The sequence below is a fragment of the Pseudomonas sp. G(2018) genome (assembly GCF_005502415.1).
Classification (GTDB): Bacteria; Pseudomonadota; Gammaproteobacteria; order Pseudomonadales; family Pseudomonadaceae; genus Aquipseudomonas.
Genome location: NZ_SCOO01000039.1, coordinates 21570 through 39761 on the forward strand (window position 1 = coordinate 21570; position 18192 = coordinate 39761).

The window sequence follows — 18192 nt, forward strand, 5'->3', positions numbered from 1 at the left end:
CATTGAAGGAGCACCCCGAACCATGGCCAACCATGAGTTTGATTACCTGATTGTGGGCGCAGGGTCTGCGGGCTGCGTGCTGGCCAACCGCCTGGGCGAAGATCCGGCGGTGCGGATTCTGCTGCTGGAGGCCGGGCCTGCGGACAAGAGCTGGACCATTGACATGCCGTCCGCGGTGGGGCTGGTGGTCGGTGGCACACGCTACAACTGGAGCTATAGCTCAGAGCCTGAACCGTACCTGGACGGTCGTCGCATCGGCACGCCGCGAGGCCGGACCCTGGGCGGTTCGTCGTCGATCAATGGCATGGTTTACATCCGCGGCCATGCCCGGGATTACGATGCCTGGGCCGAACAAGGTTGCGAAGGCTGGCGTTATCAAGAAGTGCTGCCGTACTTCAAACGTGCGCAGACCCATGCCGACGGCGCGGACGATTACCGCGGGGCGACCGGGCATCTGCATGTCACCCCCGGCGATACGCAAACGCCATTGTGCGCGGCGTTTCTCGCAGCCGGTGTCGAGGCCGGGTATGGCTTGAGCAGCGACCTCAACGGTTATCGCCAGGAAGCCTTTGGCCCGGTGGACCGCACCACCCGCAACGGCCGTCGCTGGAGTACTTCGCGCGGTTATCTGCGCGAAGCGCTGGGCCGGGGCAATGTGCAGGTGCACACCGACGCACTGGCGTTGCGCATCCTGTTCGACGACCGGCGCGCCATTGGCATCGAGTACGAACAGAACGGCGAAATTCACACGGCCCACGCCCGCCGCGAAGTGCTGCTGACCGCCGGTGCGATCAATTCGCCACAGCTGTTGCTGCTGTCTGGCGTAGGCCCGGCGGCGGAACTGCGCGACCTCGGCATCGCAGTCAAACAGGATCTGCCCGGTGTCGGCCGGCGCCTCAACGACCATCCCGACACCGTCGTGCAGTACCTGTGCAAGAAACCGGTGTCGCTGTATCCCTGGACCACCGCGCCGGGCAAATGGTGGATAGGCGCACGCTGGTTCGTCACCCACGACGGGCTGGCGGCGAGCAACCATTTCGAAGCCGGGGCGTTCATTCGCTCCCGGGCCGGGGTCGAACACCCCGATCTGCAACTGACCTTCATGCCGCTGGCGGTAAAACCCGGCAGTGTCGATCTGGTGCCGGACCACGCCTTCCAGATCCATATCGACCTGATGCGCCCCACCAGTCTGGGCTGCGTCACACTCAATAGCGCCGACCCTCGACAGCCACCGCGCATCCTGTTCAATTATCTGAAAACCGAGCAGGATCGAGCCGACATGCGCGCCGGCGCGCGACGGGTGCGCGAGATCATTGCGCAACCGGCCATGGCGGCGTTCAGGGGCGAAGAACTGGTGCCCGGCCCGCAAGCGCAAAGCGACGAAGCACTGGATGCCTGGGCCAGGCAAGTCACGGAAACCGGCTACCATGCCAGCGGCACTTGCAAGATGGGGCCGTCGAGCGATGCCGAAGCGGTGGTCGACCCACAATTGCGCGTGCATGGCCTCGATGGCTTACGGGTGGTGGACGCTTCGATCATGCCGGTGATTGTCAGCGGCAACACCAACGCGCCGACGGTGATGATCGCGGAAAAGGCCAGCGACATGATTCGCGGCAGGCAACCCTTGCCGCCCTCCGAGGCACCGGTATGGATTCATCCGCAATGGCAGACACGGCAACGATAGAGATCAGTCATGAGCAGTCAGTCGTCCAGTCATACAGAAAACCGATTCACCTGGCGGCGCGGCGATGTCGCGCCCATGCGCGTGGCGGTGTTGCTGTTGCCGTCGTTTTCCAACTTCGGCCTGGCCGCCGTGCTGGAGCCCTTGGCCATTGCCAACTGGTTGAGTCAGCGCCAATTGTTCCAGTGGTCGCTGTTGTCGCTCGATGGCGAACCGGTGCAGGCCAGCAACGGCCTGACCACCGTCGCCAACGACGGTTTGAAGGCCGACCAGGGGTTTGATGTATGCCTGGTGATTGCCAGTTTCGATGTGCACAAACACAGCCGCAACCTTGCGCTCAAGAGCTGGCTGCGCAAGCAGGCGCTGTTCGGCGCGGTGTTGATGGGCGTGGAAACCGGCACCGAGTTACTGGCTGCCGCTGGCGTGCTTGATGGTTATGAAGCCGCCGTGCATTGGGACAACCTGCAGGGTTTTCAGGAAAGCTATCCGCGGGTCCACGCCAAGCCGCAGCTCTACACCCTGGAACGCCAGCGCATGACCTGTGCCGGCGCGACAACGACGCTGGACATGCTCCTCGGCTGGATCGGCCAGAGCATCGACAGCGAGCTGGCACGGGAAATCGGCATGCACCTGTTGATGGGCCAGGTGCGTGCGCCGGCGGACAATCAGCTCGACGGCGGCCTGACCAACACCGGCCTGTACGGCAGCAAGATTCGCCGCGCCGTGCAGTTGATGGAAAAGGCCCTGGAGGAACCGCTGGATTGCGAGGCGATTGCCGGCCAGGTCGGGCTGTCGCGGCGGCAACTGGAGCGGCAATTCAAGCATCAGACCGGTCTGTCACCGCTCAAGTACTACATCACCTTGCGGCTGGCCAAGGCCCACAGTTTGCTGCAACAGACGCGCCTGAGCGTGGCACAAGTGGCGGCCTGTTCCGGATTCGGTTCGCTGGAACACTTTTCCCGCACCTACCGCGCGCGCTTCGGCTGTCCGCCCAGTGAAGACCGCAGCCAGGTATGGACCGCCCCGGTGATGCGCCAGCCGCTGCGCAAGGAGCAGCGGCCGGCCGAGGCGGAGTGATTTTCACAGGCGATAGTTCGGTTCTTCTTCGTCCAGTATCCCCATCAATGCATTGAAATGCTTGTCGGCAAAGCCCGGATAGTCGAGCCATTGCCGGCAGGTCTTGCGCGCGATTTCGTCGCTGGCGATGCGCAGTTCGCGGCCGGTCGACAACGCAGTGATGTAGCTTTCGCAGGCCCGCTCGAAGTAATACAGATCGTCGAACGCCTGGGCGACACTCGGTGCCGCGACCAGCACGCCGTGATGGCCCATCAACAGAATCGGTTTGTCCCCCAGCAGGCGGCTGACCCGCTCGGCCTCGTCCCCCAGGCCCATGCCGTCGAAGCCATCGTCGATGACCACACGCTCGAAAAAGCGCATGCAGTTCTGCTCGATCGGCGGCAGGCGTGAGTCCTTGAGACACGCCAACGCCGTCGCGTATTTGGAATGGGTATGCAAGATGCAGCGGGCGTGGGGCTGGTTGCGGTGCAAGGCACTGTGCAAGGCCCAGGCAGTGATGTCCGGCGCGTCGGGTCGATCAAGGCTGGCTGGTTCATCGGCATTGACCAGCAGCAAGTCGCTGGCCTTGATCCGCGAGAAATGCTTGCCGTACGGGTTGATCAAGAACTCGCGACCGTCCCCCGACACCGCCACGCTGAAGTGATTGGCGATGGACTCGTGCAGGTTCAGCCGCGCGGCCCAGCGGAACGCGCAGGCCAGGCGGATTCTCAGTTGCTCGACAGGTTGATTCATTCCGGGCTCCACAGAGGTTGATCGATCGTCTGGCAGTGTAGGGATACGTCTTGCGCGCACTTGACGGGAAACGACATTGGCTGCCGTTATTTCGCAGCGCCGCGACCGTGAGAAAACGGCGTGGATATGCCGCGTTTGATCAAGAGCAGCGCCGCGGGCAGCGCCATAGTGACGACCACGACCCACTTGGCTGGAGACGCACATGCTGCAGATTCGTTTGTTCATCGCGGGCAGTTGGCAGGCGCCACAGGCGCAGCGGTATCGCGATGTGATCAACCCCGCCACCGAAGAAGTCCTGGCACAGGTGGCCGTCGCCGACGCAGCGGACGCGCAACGGGCGATGAGCGCCGCGCGCCAGGCGTTCGATGACGGTCCCTGGCCGACGATGCCGGTCACCGAGCGTGCGCAGCTGATGCAGAAAATAGCCGCGCTGATCGAACAGGACAGCGAGCACCTGGCCCGCCTGGAAACCCTCAATGCCGGCAAGACGCTGGTCGAAAGCCTGGCTGACATCGGCAACGTGGTGGCGACATTCCGCTACTACGCGGCGCTGCTGGAAAGCGAAAGCGCCAGCGTCAACAGCCATGCGCCGGCCCATGTCATCAGCTTCAACCAGCGCGAGCCGGTGGGCGTGTGTGCCTTGATCGCCCCGTGGAACTACCCGCTGCTGCAAGCGGTGTGGAAGATCGCTCCGGCCCTGGCCGCCGGCAATACCGTAGTGTTCAAACCCAGCAGCCTGACGCCGATGACAGCCCATCGCTTGACCGCACTGCTGGCGCAGGCCGGGTTACCTGAGGGTGTATTCAATCTGCTGTGCGGCCCGGGCGATGTCGGCGAATTGCTCGCTGCCAGCCATGACGTCGACCTGGTGTCGCTGACCGGCGGCGCCGGGGCCGGCGGCAAAGTGATGCGCGCCGCCAGCGGTAACTTCAAGCGCGTGGCGCTGGAACTGGGTGGCAAGAATCCGAACATCGTGTTTGCCGATGCCGATTTCGACGTGGCGCTGGATCAGGCGTTGAACGCGGTGTTTTTCAATGCCGGGCAAATCTGCTCTGCCGGCTCGCGACTGTTGGTCGAAGACGGCATTCATGACCGGTTTATCGACGCACTACGCCAACGCATCCTGAACATTCGCCTGGGCAACGGCCTCGATCAATCAACGCAAATGGGTCCGCTGATTTCCGCCGGCCAGCGCGATCTGATCCTTACGATGATTGCCGGTGCTGTCGAACAAGGTGCGACCTTGCTGGCCGGCGGGACCATTGCGGAGCAGTTCGAACGCGGCTTCTGGTTGCGCCCGACCTTGCTGGGCAACGTCACCGCCAAGATGCGCATCGCCCGGGAAGAAATCTTCGGTCCGGTGATCACTGTCGAACGCTTCAGCGGCGAAGCCCAGGCCCTGCAACTGGCCAACGATACACCTTACGGCCTGGCGGCCGGCGTCTGGACCCAAGACATCGGCAAGGCCTACCGCATGGCCAAGCGGCTGCGGGTTGGCACTCTGTGGATCAACGACTACAACGCAGCCTTCCCGCAAGCGCCATGGGGCGGCTACAAGTCCAGCGGCATCGGCCGCGAACTGTCCCGGGCCGGGCTCGATGAGTTCACCGAACTCAAGCACATCTACCTCAATACCGAACCGGCGGCGCTGAACTGGTTTGGTGTGGATCAGCCGGGCTGAAGGTACTGGCAGGTATTTCTGCACTTAAAACAATAAGAAAACCGCTTCAAAAAAAAAACGCTGCCGACGTTACCCTTGAGGAGTTGATCCATGAAAGCCATGCTTTTGTTTGCATCCCTCGTTTTGCCGTTGCACGCCCTGGCCGCCGAACCGGAGTCCTGCGCCACGGTGCGTTTCTCCGACGTCGGCTGGACCGACATCACCGTCACCACCGCCGTCGCCAGCGAAGTTCTGGAATCACTGGGCTACAAAACCAAAACCACGTTGCTGTCGATTCCGGTGACCTACCGCGCCTTGTCCTCCGGCAAGGAGCTGGATGTGTTCCTCGGCAACTGGATGCCTACCACCGAAAACGACATCAAGCCCTACCGCGACGCCGGCACCGTGGAAACCGTGCGCGCCAACCTGCATGGCGCCAAATACACCTTGGCGGTGCCCGATTACGTGTACGACGCCGGGCTCCACGACTTCGCCGACATCGCCCGATTCAAGGACAAACTCAATGGCCAGCTCTACGGGATCGAACCGGGCAACGACGGCAACCGGCTGATCCAGAGCATGATCGACAAGAACGCCTTCGGCCTGAAGGACTTCAAAATCGTCGAGTCGAGCGAAGCGGCGATGCTCTCGCAAGTCAAACGCGCCACGCGCAAGAACGAATGGATGGTGTTCCTCGGCTGGGAACCGCACCCGATGAACACCCGCAACAAGATGAAGTACCTCAGTGGCGGTGACGAATACTTTGGCCCGAACTTCGGCCAGGCCACGGTCTACACCAACGTGCGCAAGGACTACCTCAAGGAATGCAGCAACGTTGGCAAACTCCTGCAGAACATGGAGTTCAGCCTGGCCATGGAGAACCAGTTGATGGACGCGGTGTTGAACCGGAACCAGAAGCCACGGGCGGCGGCAAAGGCGTGGTTGAAGGCCAATCCGGCGGTGCTGGAGGCTTGGCTTTCGGGGGTTAGCAGTCGGGATGGCAAGGATGGGTTGGCGATGGCCGGTGCGCGGTTGGCGAGCCAGTAACCGGCAACAACGATCAAAAATGTGGGAGCGAGCCGGCTCGCTCCCGCCACGGATGTTCAGTGCTGATGACTTATCGGTTCCTGCCGCAGAGCAATAAAATCGCCGCACCACACAGCATCAATGTCTCCCCCAACGCCTGCCCCCAAGACACCAGCATCAACCCGCCGCCAATCAACAGGTAATAGAGCAAACCGAACAGCGCACCGGCGGTGCCCAACCGATCGCCGTAATTGATCAGTGCCGAACCCAGGATGTTCGGGATCGCCATGCCGAACGCCAGCACCACCAACAACATCGGCAGCACGAACAAGACGTTTCGTTCCAGGACCCACACACCGCTGGCCCCCAACAACATGAGCGCCGCCGCCAGCTGAACCAGCTGCGCCCCGCTGAGCCCCCGATGAAGCAGCCGCCTGTTGAGCCAGGCACCGAGTCCCGAGCCAAGGGCCAGGATGACGCCGCTGTAACCGAACACTTGTGTGCTCAAACCGAGTTGCTCAAATACGAACGGGCCAAGGCTGTAGTAGCTGAACAGAGCAATGTTGAACAGGGCCACCAGGAGCGTCGAGCGCCAGATACTGAGGTCACACAGCATTGTCCACAGCGTCTCGAGCAGCGCTGGCGTCCTTACCTCCGGCGGTCGGGTTTCCGGCAAGTCCCGCAGGCACCAGAGCCACAGTCCCAGGGACACCAGCAACAGACAGGCCAGTACACCGCGATAACCGAAGGCATGCACCAGGTTCGCCCCAGTGAAAAGACCGATGGCCGGGCTGGCTGCCAGCGCGATCCCCATCAACGAAAACACTTTTGCCAGATCCGCTCCCTGGAACCGATCGCGCAGCACGGTCTGTGTGACGACCGAGCCCACTGCAGCCCCGAACGCACCGAGCGCCTGGGCGATCAACAGCGCATCGAAGGTACCGGCACCGAGCGCCAACGTCGAAGCGCCGGTGTACAGCGCCAATCCGGCAAGCATCGCCGGGCGACGTCCGATCAGGTCACACAACCGCCCCCACACCACCACGCCCAATGCAAACGCCAGAAAAAACACCGACAGGATCTTCGTCACTTGTTGCGGGCCGACGACAAAGGCATGGCCGATATCCGTCAGCGCCGGGCTGTACAGGGTTTGCGCAATCTGTGGAAACATCAGCAGGGCAATCGCCAGGCCGAGGAACTTCTTACCCATCATGACCACTTCACTCTTCAGGAAAACTGCACCGCAGCTTAAGAAGTCGTGACTGGCGTATTATCGAAATCCTGACATTTTATCCTGCAAATCGGACAAACCATGGCCTGGCTGGATGCCCACGCACCCTTCGACCCCGATAGTTTTGATGCCCCGGTTATCGGGATTGCCGCGACCTTGGGCGATCACGACTCCGGAACCCACCACCATCGACGCGGGCAGTTGCTGTTCACCCGCCAGGGTTGCACGCGCATTACCCTGGCGCAGCAGTTGTGCTTGTTGCCACCCTCGCGCGCGGCCTGGATTCCGCCGGGCATTGCACACCGGGCGGTCATGCAGCACAGCGTCGATTACCGCTCCATCTATCTGACACCCACCTTGTGCGCAAACTTGCCGCAGCAGGTCTGCGTGATGGAAGTCAGCCCCTTGCTTCGAGCCGTGCTGGAAGCGATCGCCCAGGCCGACTTCGACATCAATTGGCAACAGGGCAAATACTTCCATCTGCTCGGACTGTGCCTGAGCGAAATCCGCGACGCGGCCCTGCAACCCATGCTGCTGCCCTTGCCCTCGGATAAACGCCTGGCCCCGCTGCTCGCCTGCGTGGAGCAATTGCCGCCGCAACTTCAGGTGCTGCAGAAACAGATTGGCGCCAGCGGTCGTACCATAGGCCGGATCTTCCAGCGCGAAACCGGAATGAGTTATCAGCAATGGCGCCAACAGTGGCGCCTGATGCGCGCCATCGAATTGCTTTGCACCGGGCGCAACATCGGCTACAGCGCCTTCGAACTGGGGTTCGCCAGCGATAGCGCTTTCATCGCGTTCTTCAAGGACATGACCGGCACAACACCCGGCGATTGGCTCAGATAGCACCTGACGACCGGCAGCAAAAATAAATTGCGACTAAATATGACATGCGTCATATTACGTACGTAATTAAATGCCGTTTCCTACAGGTAATCCTTCATGACCAGCATGCCTAACGTTGAAACCGACCTTGCCGTGCCGGTGACCACCCCCAAGCCTCCCCTGCTCAAACGCCTGCTCCTGCCGACACTGGGTATTGCTGCACTGGTGCTGGCCGGTGTCTACGCCACGCACTGGTGGACCACCGGCCGTTTCATCGAGGAAACCGACGACGCCTACATTGGCGGCGACGTAACGGTTATTGGCTCGAAGGTCGCCGGTTACATCGACGAAGTGCTGGTCACCGACAACCAGAAGGTCAAGGCCGGCGATGTGCTGATCCGCCTCGACGCCCGGGATTACCGCGCCAACCTGGCCAAGGCCGAAGGTGCGGTGGCGGCTGAAGAAGCCCTGCTGGCCAACCTCGACGCCACCGAACAGCTGCAACAAGCCGTCATCGGCCAAGCCCGCGCCGGCATCGATGCCGCCGGTGCCGAAACCGCCCGTTCGCGGGATGACGATGCTCGCTACAAAAAACTGGTCAGCACCAACGCCGTTTCTGTGGAAAGTGCTCAACGGGCCAACGCTACATTCAAGACCGCACAGGCTCAAAGCAGCCGCGCCCAGGCTGAACTGCTGGCGGCGCAACGGCAGTTGAACGTCATCGCTACGCAGAAACAACAAGCCCGCGCCGCGTTGATTCAAGCCAAGGCCGAGCGAGACCTGGCGCAATTGAACGTCGGCTACACCGAACTGCGGGCACCGGTGGACGGGGTGATCGGTAATCGTCGGGCGCGGGTCGGCGCCTATGCCCAGACCGTTTCGCAACTGCTGTCGGTGGTGCCATCCAGTGGTTTGTGGGTCGATGCCAACTTCAAGGAAGACCAGCTGGCACGCATGCTGCCCGGCCAGCGGGTGGTCATTCATGCCGACGTGCTTTCGGGGCAGGAATTCCACGGTCATCTCGACAGTCTTGCACCAGCCAGCGGTTCGCAGTTCAGCGTGCTGCCACCGGAAAATGCCACCGGCAACTTCACCAAGATCGTGCAGCGGGTGCCGGTGCGCATCCACCTCGATCCAGCCGACAGCGTGCTCGGCCATCTGCGTCCCGGCCTGTCGGTCACCGCCAAAGTGGACACCCGCAAGGAACCTGAAACCCCGGCCGTGGCCAGCGCGCCATGAGTCGCGTCCTCGCCGCCCCGGCGCAACCGTTCAATGCCGCTAACATGGCCACGGCGACCAAGGTTTTCGCCTTCGCCAGCATGTGCATCGGCATGTTCATTGCGTTGCTGGATATCCAGATTGTCTCGGCATCGCTGCGCGACATTGGCGGCGGGCTTTCAGCCGGAACCGACGAAACCGCCTGGGTGCAAACCAGCTACCTCATCGCCGAAATTATCGTGATCCCGCTGTCCGGCTGGTTGTCGCGGGTGTTCTCCACGCGCTGGCTGTTTTGCGCCTCCGCCGTGGGCTTTACCCTGACCAGCCTGCTCTGCGGCATCGCCTGGAACATCCAGAGCATGATCGCCTTCCGCGCCCTGCAAGGGTTTCTTGGCGGTTCGATGATTCCCTTGGTGTTCACCACGGCGTTCGTTTTCTTCACCGGCAAACAACGGGTGATCGCCGCCGCGACCATCGGCGCGGTGGCTTCGCTGGCACCGACCCTGGGGCCGGTGATTGGCGGCTGGATCACCGACATATCGTCCTGGCACTGGCTGTTCTACATCAACCTGGTGCCGGGGATCTTCGTCGCCGTGGCGGTGCCGATGCTGGTGAAGATCGACCAGCCAGAGCTCTCGCTGCTCAAGGGCGCCGACTATCTGAGCATGATATTTCTGGCGCTGTTTCTCGGCTGCCTGGAATACACCCTCGAAGAAGGTCCGCGCTGGAACTGGTTCAGTGACAGCACCATTCTCACCACCGCGTGGATCAGCGGCCTGGCCGGCCTCGCCTTCATCGGCCGGACCCTGCACGTCGCCAATCCGATCGTCGACTTGCGCGCCTTGAAGGATCGCAACTTCGCCCTCGGTTGTTTCTTCTCGTTCGTCACCGGGATCGGCCTGTTCGCCACCATCTACCTGACGCCGCTGTTTCTCGGCCGGGTACGCGGCTATGGCGCGCTGGACATTGGTCTGGCGGTTTTCTCCACCGGGGTGTTCCAGATCATGGCGATTCCGCTGTACGCCTTTCTGGCCAACCGCGTCGATCTGCGCTGGATCATGATGACCGGTTTGGGGCTGTTCGCTTTATCGATGTGGGATTTCAGCCCGATCACCCATGACTGGGGGGCCAGGGAATTGATGTTGCCGCAAGCCCTGCGCGGGATTGCCCAGCAACTGGCGGTACCGCCGGCAGTGACCTTGACCCTGGGCGGGCTGGCGCCGGCGCGACTCAAACATGCGTCCGGGTTGTTCAACTTGATGCGCAACCTGGGGGGCGCCATCGGCATCGCCGCGTGCGCGACCATTCTCAATGATCGCACCAACCTGCACTTCGCCCGGTTGGCGGAACACCTCAACAGCACCAACGAAGCCCTCAACCAGTGGCTGGCCCAGGTCGGCAACAACTTCGCCGCCCTGGGCCAGAGCGGCGATGTCGGGGTGACTGCCAGCCTGCATCAGCTCTGGCTGTTGACCTACCGCGAAGCGCAGACACAGACCTATGGCGACGCGTTTCTGATGATCATGGTCTGCTTCATCGTCGCCACGGCGATGGTGCCCTTGATGCGCAAGGTGCAGCCACCGACCGCGCCGAGTGCCGATGCCCATTGACTCCAGATCCAGAACCACCGCGCTCCCACAGTTGATTGGGGGGGCTATCAGGCTTGTGGGGTTTTGCGGAAGCCTACGGCCAGACGGTTCCAGCTGTTGATGGTGCTGATGGCCACGGTCAGGTCGACCATTTCCTTTTCCGAGAACTGTGCCCTGACCACGTCATAGTCTTCGTCCGGGGCGTGGGTCAGGCTGAGCTGGGTCAGGGATTCAGTCCACAGCAGCGCGGCGCGCTCGCGGTCGGTGAAGAATGGTGCTTCGCGCCAGGCGGTCACGACAAACAGGCGGCGCGTGGTTTCACCGGCCTTGAGGGCATCGGTGGTGTGTAAGTCGATGCAGAAGGCACAACCGTTGATTTGCGAAGCACGCAGCTTGACCAGTTCGATCAGCGACTTTTCCAGCGGCAGCTTGGAGACAGCGGTTTCCAGGGCAATCATGGCCTTCAGGGCATCAGGCGAAGCGGTGTAGAAATCGATACGGGGTTGCATGGCATGCTCCGGGGCAAGTGGGTGTGCAGATACGGTAGTCCCGCCGTCGATTTGTACAAATAGCCAATCTTTGAGAAGTCGAGGAGGCCACTGGCGCAAACCCTGAAAGAAACTGCGAAATGACAATTGCCATCACTTGGTCAGGGCCACTAGAATGCGATCAATTCTTAATTGCACTCACGCAGGATGCCCGAGTCGAGTATCTGCCCGCCATGTCGTCCGCCGATCAGCCTTTGAACCAGCAAGTCCATACCCTCTACAGCGAACACCACGGTTGGCTGCAGGGTTGGCTGCACCGCAAACTGGGTAACCGCTGTGATGCGGCCGACCTGGCCCACGACACGTTCCTGCGCCTGCTGACGCGTCAGGTGGTCAAGCCCCTGGGCAGTGAACCGCGGGCGCTGCTGACGCACATTGCCAAGGGCCTGGTAATTGACCGCTGGCGGCGTCAGGACATCGAGCGTGCGTATCTGGAAACCATCGCGCATCTGCCGGTGGCCGAGGTGCCGTCGCCGGAAACCCGCCTGCTGATCCTCGAAACCCTGTGGCGTATCGAAGCGCTGTTGCGCGAACTGCCCAGCGCTACCCGAGAGACATTTTTGCTGTCGCAGATCGAAGGCCTGACTTACGCGCAGATCGCCACCCGCCTGAATGTCTCGCTGATCACCGTCAAGCGCCACATGCGCGCGGCATTCATTGCCTGCCTGAGTGTCGCCTGATGAATTCGTCGATGATCAACCCGCAGATTCTGGGTGAAGCGGCTGACTGGCTGGTGCAGCTGCATTCCGGCACGGCCACCCCGGCCGATCATCAGGCCATCGCCCAATGGCGCAACCGCAGCCTGGAACATGCCCAGGCCTGGCAACGGGCCGAAGTGTTGCTCGGGGATTTCCGTGGTGTACCGGCCAACCTCGCCATGCAAACCCTGAAACGGGCATCACGCCAGGAAGGCCTGAGTCGCCGGCAGACCCTCACCCGCCTGGGCTTGCTGTTGCTGGCCGGCCCCTTGGGCTTCGCTTCGCAGCATTTGCCCTGGGAGCAATGGTCCGCCGATCAGCGCACCGCCGTGGGCGAACAGAAAAACCTGCAATTGCCCGATGGCAGCCAGTTGCGGCTCAACACCGACAGTGCGGTGAACATCGCCTTCAACCCACGGGAACGACGCGTCATGTTGCTCAGCGGCGAACTGTTGATCAGCACCGCGAAAGACCTCGGCGCCCGCCCCTTTTTCGTCGAAACTCCCCAGGGCACGGCCCCTGCGCTGGGCACCCGGTTTTGCGTACGGACCGAGGGTTCCACAAGCCACGTTTCAGTGCTGGAAGGACAAGTGGTGGTCACACCGCAAATGCTGCAGCAAAGCACCACCCTCGATGCCGGCCAGCGCCAGAGCTTCAAGTTGAACCGTTTCGATGATCCGCAACGGTTCGACGTCGCTGCCATGTCCTGGGACAAGGGCATGCTGCTGGCCAACAACATGCGCCTGGACGAATTGCTCGGCGAACTGAGCCGCTACCGGCCAGGCGTACTGCGCTGCCATCCGGATGTCGCGGCACTGCGCGTATCGGGAGCGTTTTCCCTGCGTGATACCGACGCCAGCCTGCGCCTGCTCAGCGATACCCTGCCGCTGAACATCAGCCGCCTGACACGCTACTGGCTGTCGGTCGAACCGAGGGTCTGACGCGTCAGTCTCTGATGTTCAAACCTACTTTTTTGCGCATTGCCCTGACCTGCCCGGCGCTGCTGCCGCTTTACGGCCAGGCCGCCGACACCGTCAGCGAAAGCGCCGTGGGCAATGACAGCGGGGATACCTACGGCGGTGGACAAGTGGCCCGTGACACGCAAATCGGCGTACTCGGCAACCGTGCGTTGAACGACCTGCCCTTCAGCGTCGCCAGTTACACCGGCAAAACCATCACCGACCAGCAAGCCCGGACCGTCGGCGACGTGCAACCCAAGCGCGCCGGCAACCTGCCGACACGCCGCGTCAGCCTGGATTACAGCAGTGACGCCCGCGTGGGTGGGCATGTCGATCTGGGCCAGCGTTTCGGCGACGACAACCGTTTTGGCGCACGGATCAATCCTGAGCGGCGCCACTGTGATGAAGACGGAAATTGAAGGCAGTGCCAATGACATCAACGACGGCAACCGCGCCGTCGGTGTGCCGCGTTTTTAGTTCAACCTGGGGGCCGACTGGGATGTGCCGGGGATCGAAGGCGCGGCGCTCAGCGCGCGAATGTTGCGCACAGGTGGGCAATATCTGAACGCTGCCAACACCCAGAGCATTCCGGCCTGGAACCGGTTTGATCTGGGTGCGCGTTATGCCTTCAGGCTCGATGAACGGGAAGTCACCTTGCGCGCCAATATTGAGAATGTCGCCAATGAGGCCTATTGGGCTTCGGCCAACGGCGGGTATTTGACTCAGGGGACGCCGCGTACGTTGAAGGTTTCGGCGACGGTGGATTTTTGATCAGGTCGACATTTGTGGCGCTGCTGACATCGCCTTCGCGAGCAGGCTCGCTCCCACATTGGGCTTGTGCAGCACCTGTGGGACCGGGCCTGCTCGGGAATCGCGCAGCGGCCATCCGCCAAAAAAATCAGCCTGCCCGCTTGAGCAACCACTGCAAAAACCCTTTCTTCTGCACCACCACCGGCACTTCCTGGGTCAATTCCTTCACTTTGTGCAAACGGAAATCCAGCAAGGTCCTCATCGCGTCGTTGATGTCGTGACGGGCTTCCAGGCAAGGTCTGAGGTAGCCCTTATCGATGCGATACAGCGTGCAATTGGTTTTCGCGGCGAACTGCGCGGGCAACGAGCTATCGGACAAGATACCCGCCTCGCCGATCACCTCACCCGGCCCCATGCGCCCGGTCTCCATGGGCGTACCGTTAATGTTCAGCGAAACCGTTACCACGCCGGACTCGACGATGAACAAGTGATTGCTGACCTCCCCCGCCGCCAGGATCGTTTCCCCGGCGCGGAAGCTCTGCAGGATCATGTTCTGGCTGAAGGTTTCCTTCTCTTCCTGACGCAACGTCGAGAAGATCGGCGAACTGTCGATCAACGCGCGTTGCCGCGGCAGGTCGCTCGTAGGGCTCGGTTCCACGCTCGACAGCAAATTCACACCGGACGCCCGCAAATGCCGATACGCCAGGTCAAACAGTTGGTTGCGTACCGTGCGCTTCTCGCTCATCGCGGCGACAAACCCGCTGATTTCATAATCCGCACCGGCAGCGCCGGAGCTTTTGAGCGCTACCTTGGGCCCAGGCTGTGTCAACAGAATGCGGCATCCCTGCATCGCCCGCTCCAAGGCATCGATCACGGTTTGCGGACGCACATGGGGGCTGACCTGCAAGGTGATCGAAACACCGAACATATCGCTGGGCCGACTGAAATTGGTGATTTTGGCCTTGGCGGCCAGCGAGTTGGGAATCACGATCATGCTGCCTTGGGAGGTTTGCAGCCGCGTGGCGCGCCAATCGATATCAATGACCCGGCCTTCCGTGCCGTCAATCGCGATCCAGTCATCCAGTTGATAGGGTTTGGTGGTGTTCAGGACGATCCCGGAAAACACGTCGCTGAGGGTGCTTTGCAGCGCCAGGCCGACGATGATCGCCAGGGCGCCGGACGTGGCCAGAACCCCCTTGACCGGCAGATTGAGAACGTAGGCCAGGGCGGCGATTACCGCGACCAGGAAAATCACCGCGCCGAGCAGGTCCTGCAGCAAGCGCCCGGTATGCCCGACCCGTTGCATCATCACCGCGCCGATCAGCACGGTCAGGGTGCGCGCGCCAAATATCCACCAGGTGATCTGCAACCCCGTGGCCGCCAGCTGCAAGGGCACATTATCAACCCTGGGTGCCGGTTCCAACGGGCTCAAGCCTTCGTTGAACAGCAGAAGGCTGAACAGCGAGAAAATCACCAGCCGTACCAGCAGTTTCCAGTTGTGATGATTGACACCGACCAGACGCCACACCACCAGATCGATCAGGATCAGGATCAGGGCGCAGACCAAGGGGTGTTCGGCAAGCAACGACAGCATCAAGCGGCTCCAGCACAGGACGATGAGCAAAAGATCTCACACATTGGGCACAGTGTAGGAGCAATTGATTTGGCTGGATTCCACAAACATCACAAATAAATGTGGGAGCGGGCTTGCTCGCGAAAGCGGTGTATCAGTCAACACTTATATCGACTGACACTCCCTCTTCGCGAGCAGGCTCGCTCCCACAGGGGGGAGGTGTTGCCTGGTTATTGGCTGTTGGTCAGCGTGTTGTAGCTGGTCATCAGGTTGCGGTAATCCGGGATATGGTTGGAGAACAGCGTCGCCAGGCCTTCCACGTCGTTGCGCCAGTCGCGATGCAGCTCACAGGCCAGGCCGAACCAGGTCATCAATTGCGCGCCGGCGGCGGACATGCGGTTCCACGCCGATTCCCGGGTCAGTTCGTTGAAGGTGCCGGACGCATCGGTCACCACGAACACGTCAAAACCTTCGGCCAGGGCCGAGAGCGCCGGGAACGCCACGCACACTTCGGTCACCACGCCGGCGATGATCAGTTGTTTCTTGCCGGTGGCCTTGATGGCCTTGACGAAATCGTCGTTGTCCCAGGCGTTGATCTGGCCAGGCCGAGCGATGTAGGGCGCATCCGGGAACAGTGCCTTGAGTTCGGGAACCAGCGGGCCGTTGGGACCGGTTTCGAAACTGGTGGTGAGAATGGTCGGCAGCTTGAAGTACTTGGCCAGGTCGGCCAGGGCCAGCACGTTGTTCTTGAAGCGGTCCGGGTCGATGTCGCGCACCAGCGACAGCAGCCCCGCCTGATGATCCACCAACAGAACGGCGGCGTTATCCTTGTCGAGACGTTTGTAAGAAGTGGTCATTGCAGTAGTCCTCGCGTGTTATCGATGCCGAGTGGAAATCGGCGTGGGGGTACCCGCTTAGCGCTGGGAGTCCAGCACTTCGTGTTCGTTCGCCACTTGCTGAGCCTTGAGATAACTCTCGATCAGCAATTGATAATGCGGCATGGCCTGGGCGTAGACGGCGGCCCACTGCTCGGCGTCCGGACGGTTCCACGAGCCTTGCAGCTCAGAGAGCGTAGCCATGATGTCGATCGGCACCACCCCGGCCTGGGCCAAACGGGCGATTGTCAGATCAGTGGCCAGCTTCGAGTGGTTGCCGGAGGCGTCGACCACCGCAAACACCTTGTAGCCTTCATGCACGGCGGCGATGGATGGGAACGCCAGGCAAACGCTGGTCAGGGTGCCGGCGATCACCAGGGTTTTCTTGCCGGTGGCTTTGACTGCCGCATGAAATTCCGGGTTGTCCCAGGCATTGATTTCACCTTTGCGCGCCACGTATTGAGCGTGCGGCGCGGATTCGTGAATTTCCGGAATCAGGGGTCCGTTCGGCCCTTGCGGTACGGAAGCGGTAGTAATCACCGGCATCTTCAGCAAGGTCGCGGCCTTGGCCAGGGCAATGGCGTTGGCGCGCAGCTGCGGCACGTCCATGTCCTTGACGATCTGGAACAGGCCGCTCTGATGATCGATCAGCAGCATGGCCGCGTCGTTGGGATCGATGGTCGGTTTCTGGCCATTGAAGTTGGCCGCATTGACGGTGTTCATGAGCGTTTCCTCTTTTTGACAGACAACAGCCATCCCTGGCCCGAAAACCGGCCTACGCATCCTGTGTAGAACGGGGGGATCGAAGCGGCGGGTCAGCCGTGCATCCGGCCGAAGCGACCGGACTGGAAGTCGGCGAAGGCCTGGTGGATTTCCTGCTCGGTGTTCATCACGAACGGGCCGTGGCCGACGATCGGCTCGTCAATCGGCTCGCCGCTGAGCAGCAGCACCACCGCTTCCTTGCTGGCTTCAAGGGTGATCTGATCGCCCTTGCGATCGAACAGGGCCAACTGTCCTTCGCGCACCGACTCCAGGCCATTGACCTGAACCGCACCGCGCAGGACGACCAGTGCGGTGTTGCGCCCGTCATGCAGATCAAGGGTGAGCGACTTGCCAGCCTTAAGTCGGATGTCCCAGACATCGACCGGGGTGAAGGTGCGTGCCGGTCCCTTGTGACCGTCGAACTCGCCGGCGATCAAGCGCAGGCTGCCGGCGTTGTCCTTGAGCGCAATGCTTGGGATGTCGCCATCAAGAATGGTCTGGTAGCCGGCATCGGCCATTTTGTCCTTGGCCGGCAGATTGACCCACAGCTGCACCATCTCCAGGGTGCCGCCGGTTTTGGCGAAACCTTCGGAGTGGAATTCTTCATGGAGAATGCCCGAGGCCGCGGTCATCCATTGCACATCGCCAGGGCCGATCTTGCCGCCACTGCCGGTGGAGTCACGGTGCTCCAGTTCGCCTTTGTAAACGATAGTCACGGTTTCGAAGCCACGGTGCGGATGCTGACCAACGCCACGTCGTTCGGTAGTGGGTGTGAATTCGGCGGGACCGGCATGGTCCAGCAGCAGAAACGGGCTGATGTGCTTGCCCAGGTTGTCGTAGGAAAACAGCGTGCGCACCGGGAAACCGTCGCCGACCCAATGGGGCCGTGGGCTGGTGTAAATACCGATGATGTTTTTCATGGTGCCTCCGAACAAGGTGAGTGAAGCCATGAACAAAGCTTAAAACCGCGTCCTTTCTTGCACTAGAC

Annotated in this window: 17 protein-coding genes and 1 pseudogene; 11 read left to right on the plus strand and 7 right to left on the minus strand. The window is 61.5% G+C overall.

Annotated features, from left to right (window positions below):
• Positions 1–22 precede the first annotated feature (22 nt).
• Entirely contained in the window at positions 23–1684 is a 1662-nt protein-coding gene (locus FFS64_RS26730) for a choline dehydrogenase (RefSeq protein WP_137807801.1), read from the plus strand.
• Positions 1685–1693: 9 nt separating this feature from the next.
• A complete protein-coding gene (locus tag FFS64_RS26735) occupies positions 1694–2758 on the plus strand; it encodes a GlxA family transcriptional regulator (protein ID WP_137807802.1) in 1065 nt (354 codons plus the stop codon).
• 3 nt (positions 2759–2761) lie between these two features.
• On the opposite strand, the gene FFS64_RS26740 is transcribed toward FFS64_RS26735, so the two are convergent.
• Positions 2762–3490, minus strand: coding sequence for a class II aldolase and adducin N-terminal domain-containing protein (locus tag FFS64_RS26740; RefSeq protein ID WP_137807803.1), 729 nt, complete (start codon positions 3488–3490; stop codon positions 2762–2764).
• Between the two features lie 202 nt (positions 3491–3692).
• Here FFS64_RS26740 and FFS64_RS26745 point away from each other — a divergent pair, with 202 nt between their 5' ends.
• Positions 3693–5171 carry an aldehyde dehydrogenase family protein gene (locus FFS64_RS26745; protein ID WP_137807804.1) on the plus strand — a complete coding sequence of 493 codons (1479 nt, stop codon included), beginning with the start codon at positions 3693–3695 and terminating at the stop codon, positions 5169–5171.
• A 90-nt stretch (positions 5172–5261) separates the two neighbouring features.
• The gene (locus FFS64_RS26750; RefSeq protein WP_137807805.1) at positions 5262–6197 is read left to right on the plus strand and encodes a choline ABC transporter substrate-binding protein; all 936 of its coding nucleotides are present in this window, start codon (positions 5262–5264) and stop codon (positions 6195–6197) included.
• Positions 6198–6267: 70 nt separating this feature from the next.
• Here the strand turns inward: FFS64_RS26750 and FFS64_RS26755 are convergent, their stop codons facing one another.
• Positions 6268–7389, minus strand: coding sequence for an MFS transporter (locus FFS64_RS26755; protein WP_137807806.1), 1122 nt, complete (start codon positions 7387–7389; stop codon positions 6268–6270).
• 99 nt (positions 7390–7488) lie between these two features.
• On the opposite strand from FFS64_RS26755, the gene FFS64_RS26760 reads away from it, so the two are divergent.
• The 3 genes from FFS64_RS26760 (at position 7489) to FFS64_RS26770 (ending at position 11060) form a co-directional block, all read left to right on the plus strand.
• Positions 7489–8253, plus strand: coding sequence for a helix-turn-helix transcriptional regulator (locus FFS64_RS26760; RefSeq protein ID WP_137807807.1), 765 nt, complete (start codon positions 7489–7491; stop codon positions 8251–8253).
• A gap of 96 nt (positions 8254–8349) precedes the next feature.
• Positions 8350–9471: an HlyD family secretion protein gene (locus FFS64_RS26765; RefSeq protein WP_137807808.1), complete on the plus strand. Its 1122-nt coding sequence runs from the start codon at positions 8350–8352 to the stop codon at positions 9469–9471.
• Complete coding sequence (locus FFS64_RS26770) at positions 9468–11060, plus strand: DHA2 family efflux MFS transporter permease subunit (RefSeq protein ID WP_137807809.1); 1593 nt, start codon at positions 9468–9470, stop codon at positions 11058–11060. Before FFS64_RS26765 ends, FFS64_RS26770 begins: the two co-directional genes overlap by 4 nt.
• Before the next feature lie 47 nt (positions 11061–11107).
• Here the strand turns inward: FFS64_RS26770 and FFS64_RS26775 are convergent, their stop codons facing one another.
• Complete coding sequence (locus FFS64_RS26775) at positions 11108–11548, minus strand: carboxymuconolactone decarboxylase family protein (protein WP_137807810.1); 441 nt, start codon at positions 11546–11548, stop codon at positions 11108–11110.
• A 212-nt stretch (positions 11549–11760) separates the two neighbouring features.
• Here FFS64_RS26775 and FFS64_RS26780 point away from each other — a divergent pair, with 212 nt between their 5' ends.
• The 4 genes and pseudogenes from FFS64_RS26780 to FFS64_RS26795 form a co-directional block, all read left to right on the plus strand.
• Complete coding sequence (locus tag FFS64_RS26780) at positions 11761–12267, plus strand: sigma-70 family RNA polymerase sigma factor (protein ID WP_137807811.1); 507 nt, start codon at positions 11761–11763, stop codon at positions 12265–12267.
• Positions 12267–13226 carry a FecR domain-containing protein gene (locus FFS64_RS26785; RefSeq protein ID WP_137807812.1) on the plus strand — a complete coding sequence of 320 codons (960 nt, stop codon included), beginning with the start codon at positions 12267–12269 and terminating at the stop codon, positions 13224–13226. Before FFS64_RS26780 ends, FFS64_RS26785 begins: the two co-directional genes overlap by 1 nt.
• A gap of 14 nt (positions 13227–13240) precedes the next feature.
• Positions 13241–13663: a hypothetical protein gene (locus FFS64_RS26790; protein WP_137807813.1), complete on the plus strand. Its 423-nt coding sequence runs from the start codon at positions 13241–13243 to the stop codon at positions 13661–13663.
• Positions 13626–14015 (plus strand): annotated as a pseudogene (locus FFS64_RS26795) (TonB-dependent receptor domain-containing protein); the annotation flags it as partial. The gene FFS64_RS26790 and the pseudogene FFS64_RS26795, both read left to right, overlap by 38 nt.
• Positions 14016–14142: 127 nt before the next feature.
• Here FFS64_RS26795 and FFS64_RS26800 read toward each other — a convergent pair.
• The 4 genes from FFS64_RS26800 to FFS64_RS26815 form a co-directional block, all read right to left on the minus strand.
• Complete coding sequence (locus FFS64_RS26800; protein WP_137807814.1) at positions 14143–15588, minus strand: mechanosensitive ion channel family protein; 1446 nt, start codon at positions 15586–15588, stop codon at positions 14143–14145.
• A 209-nt stretch (positions 15589–15797) separates the two neighbouring features.
• Positions 15798–16424, minus strand: a complete 627-nt coding sequence (gene ycaC / locus FFS64_RS26805; protein WP_137807815.1) for an isochorismate family cysteine hydrolase YcaC — start codon at positions 16422–16424, stop codon at positions 15798–15800.
• 57 nt (positions 16425–16481) lie between these two features.
• Positions 16482–17165, minus strand: a complete 684-nt coding sequence (locus tag FFS64_RS26810) for an isochorismatase family protein (protein WP_137807816.1) — start codon at positions 17163–17165, stop codon at positions 16482–16484.
• A 92-nt stretch (positions 17166–17257) separates the two neighbouring features.
• On the minus strand, positions 17258–18124 hold the full coding sequence (locus FFS64_RS26815; RefSeq protein WP_137807817.1) for a pirin family protein: 867 nt from the start codon (positions 18122–18124) through the stop codon (positions 17258–17260).
• Positions 18125–18192 lie beyond the last annotated feature (68 nt).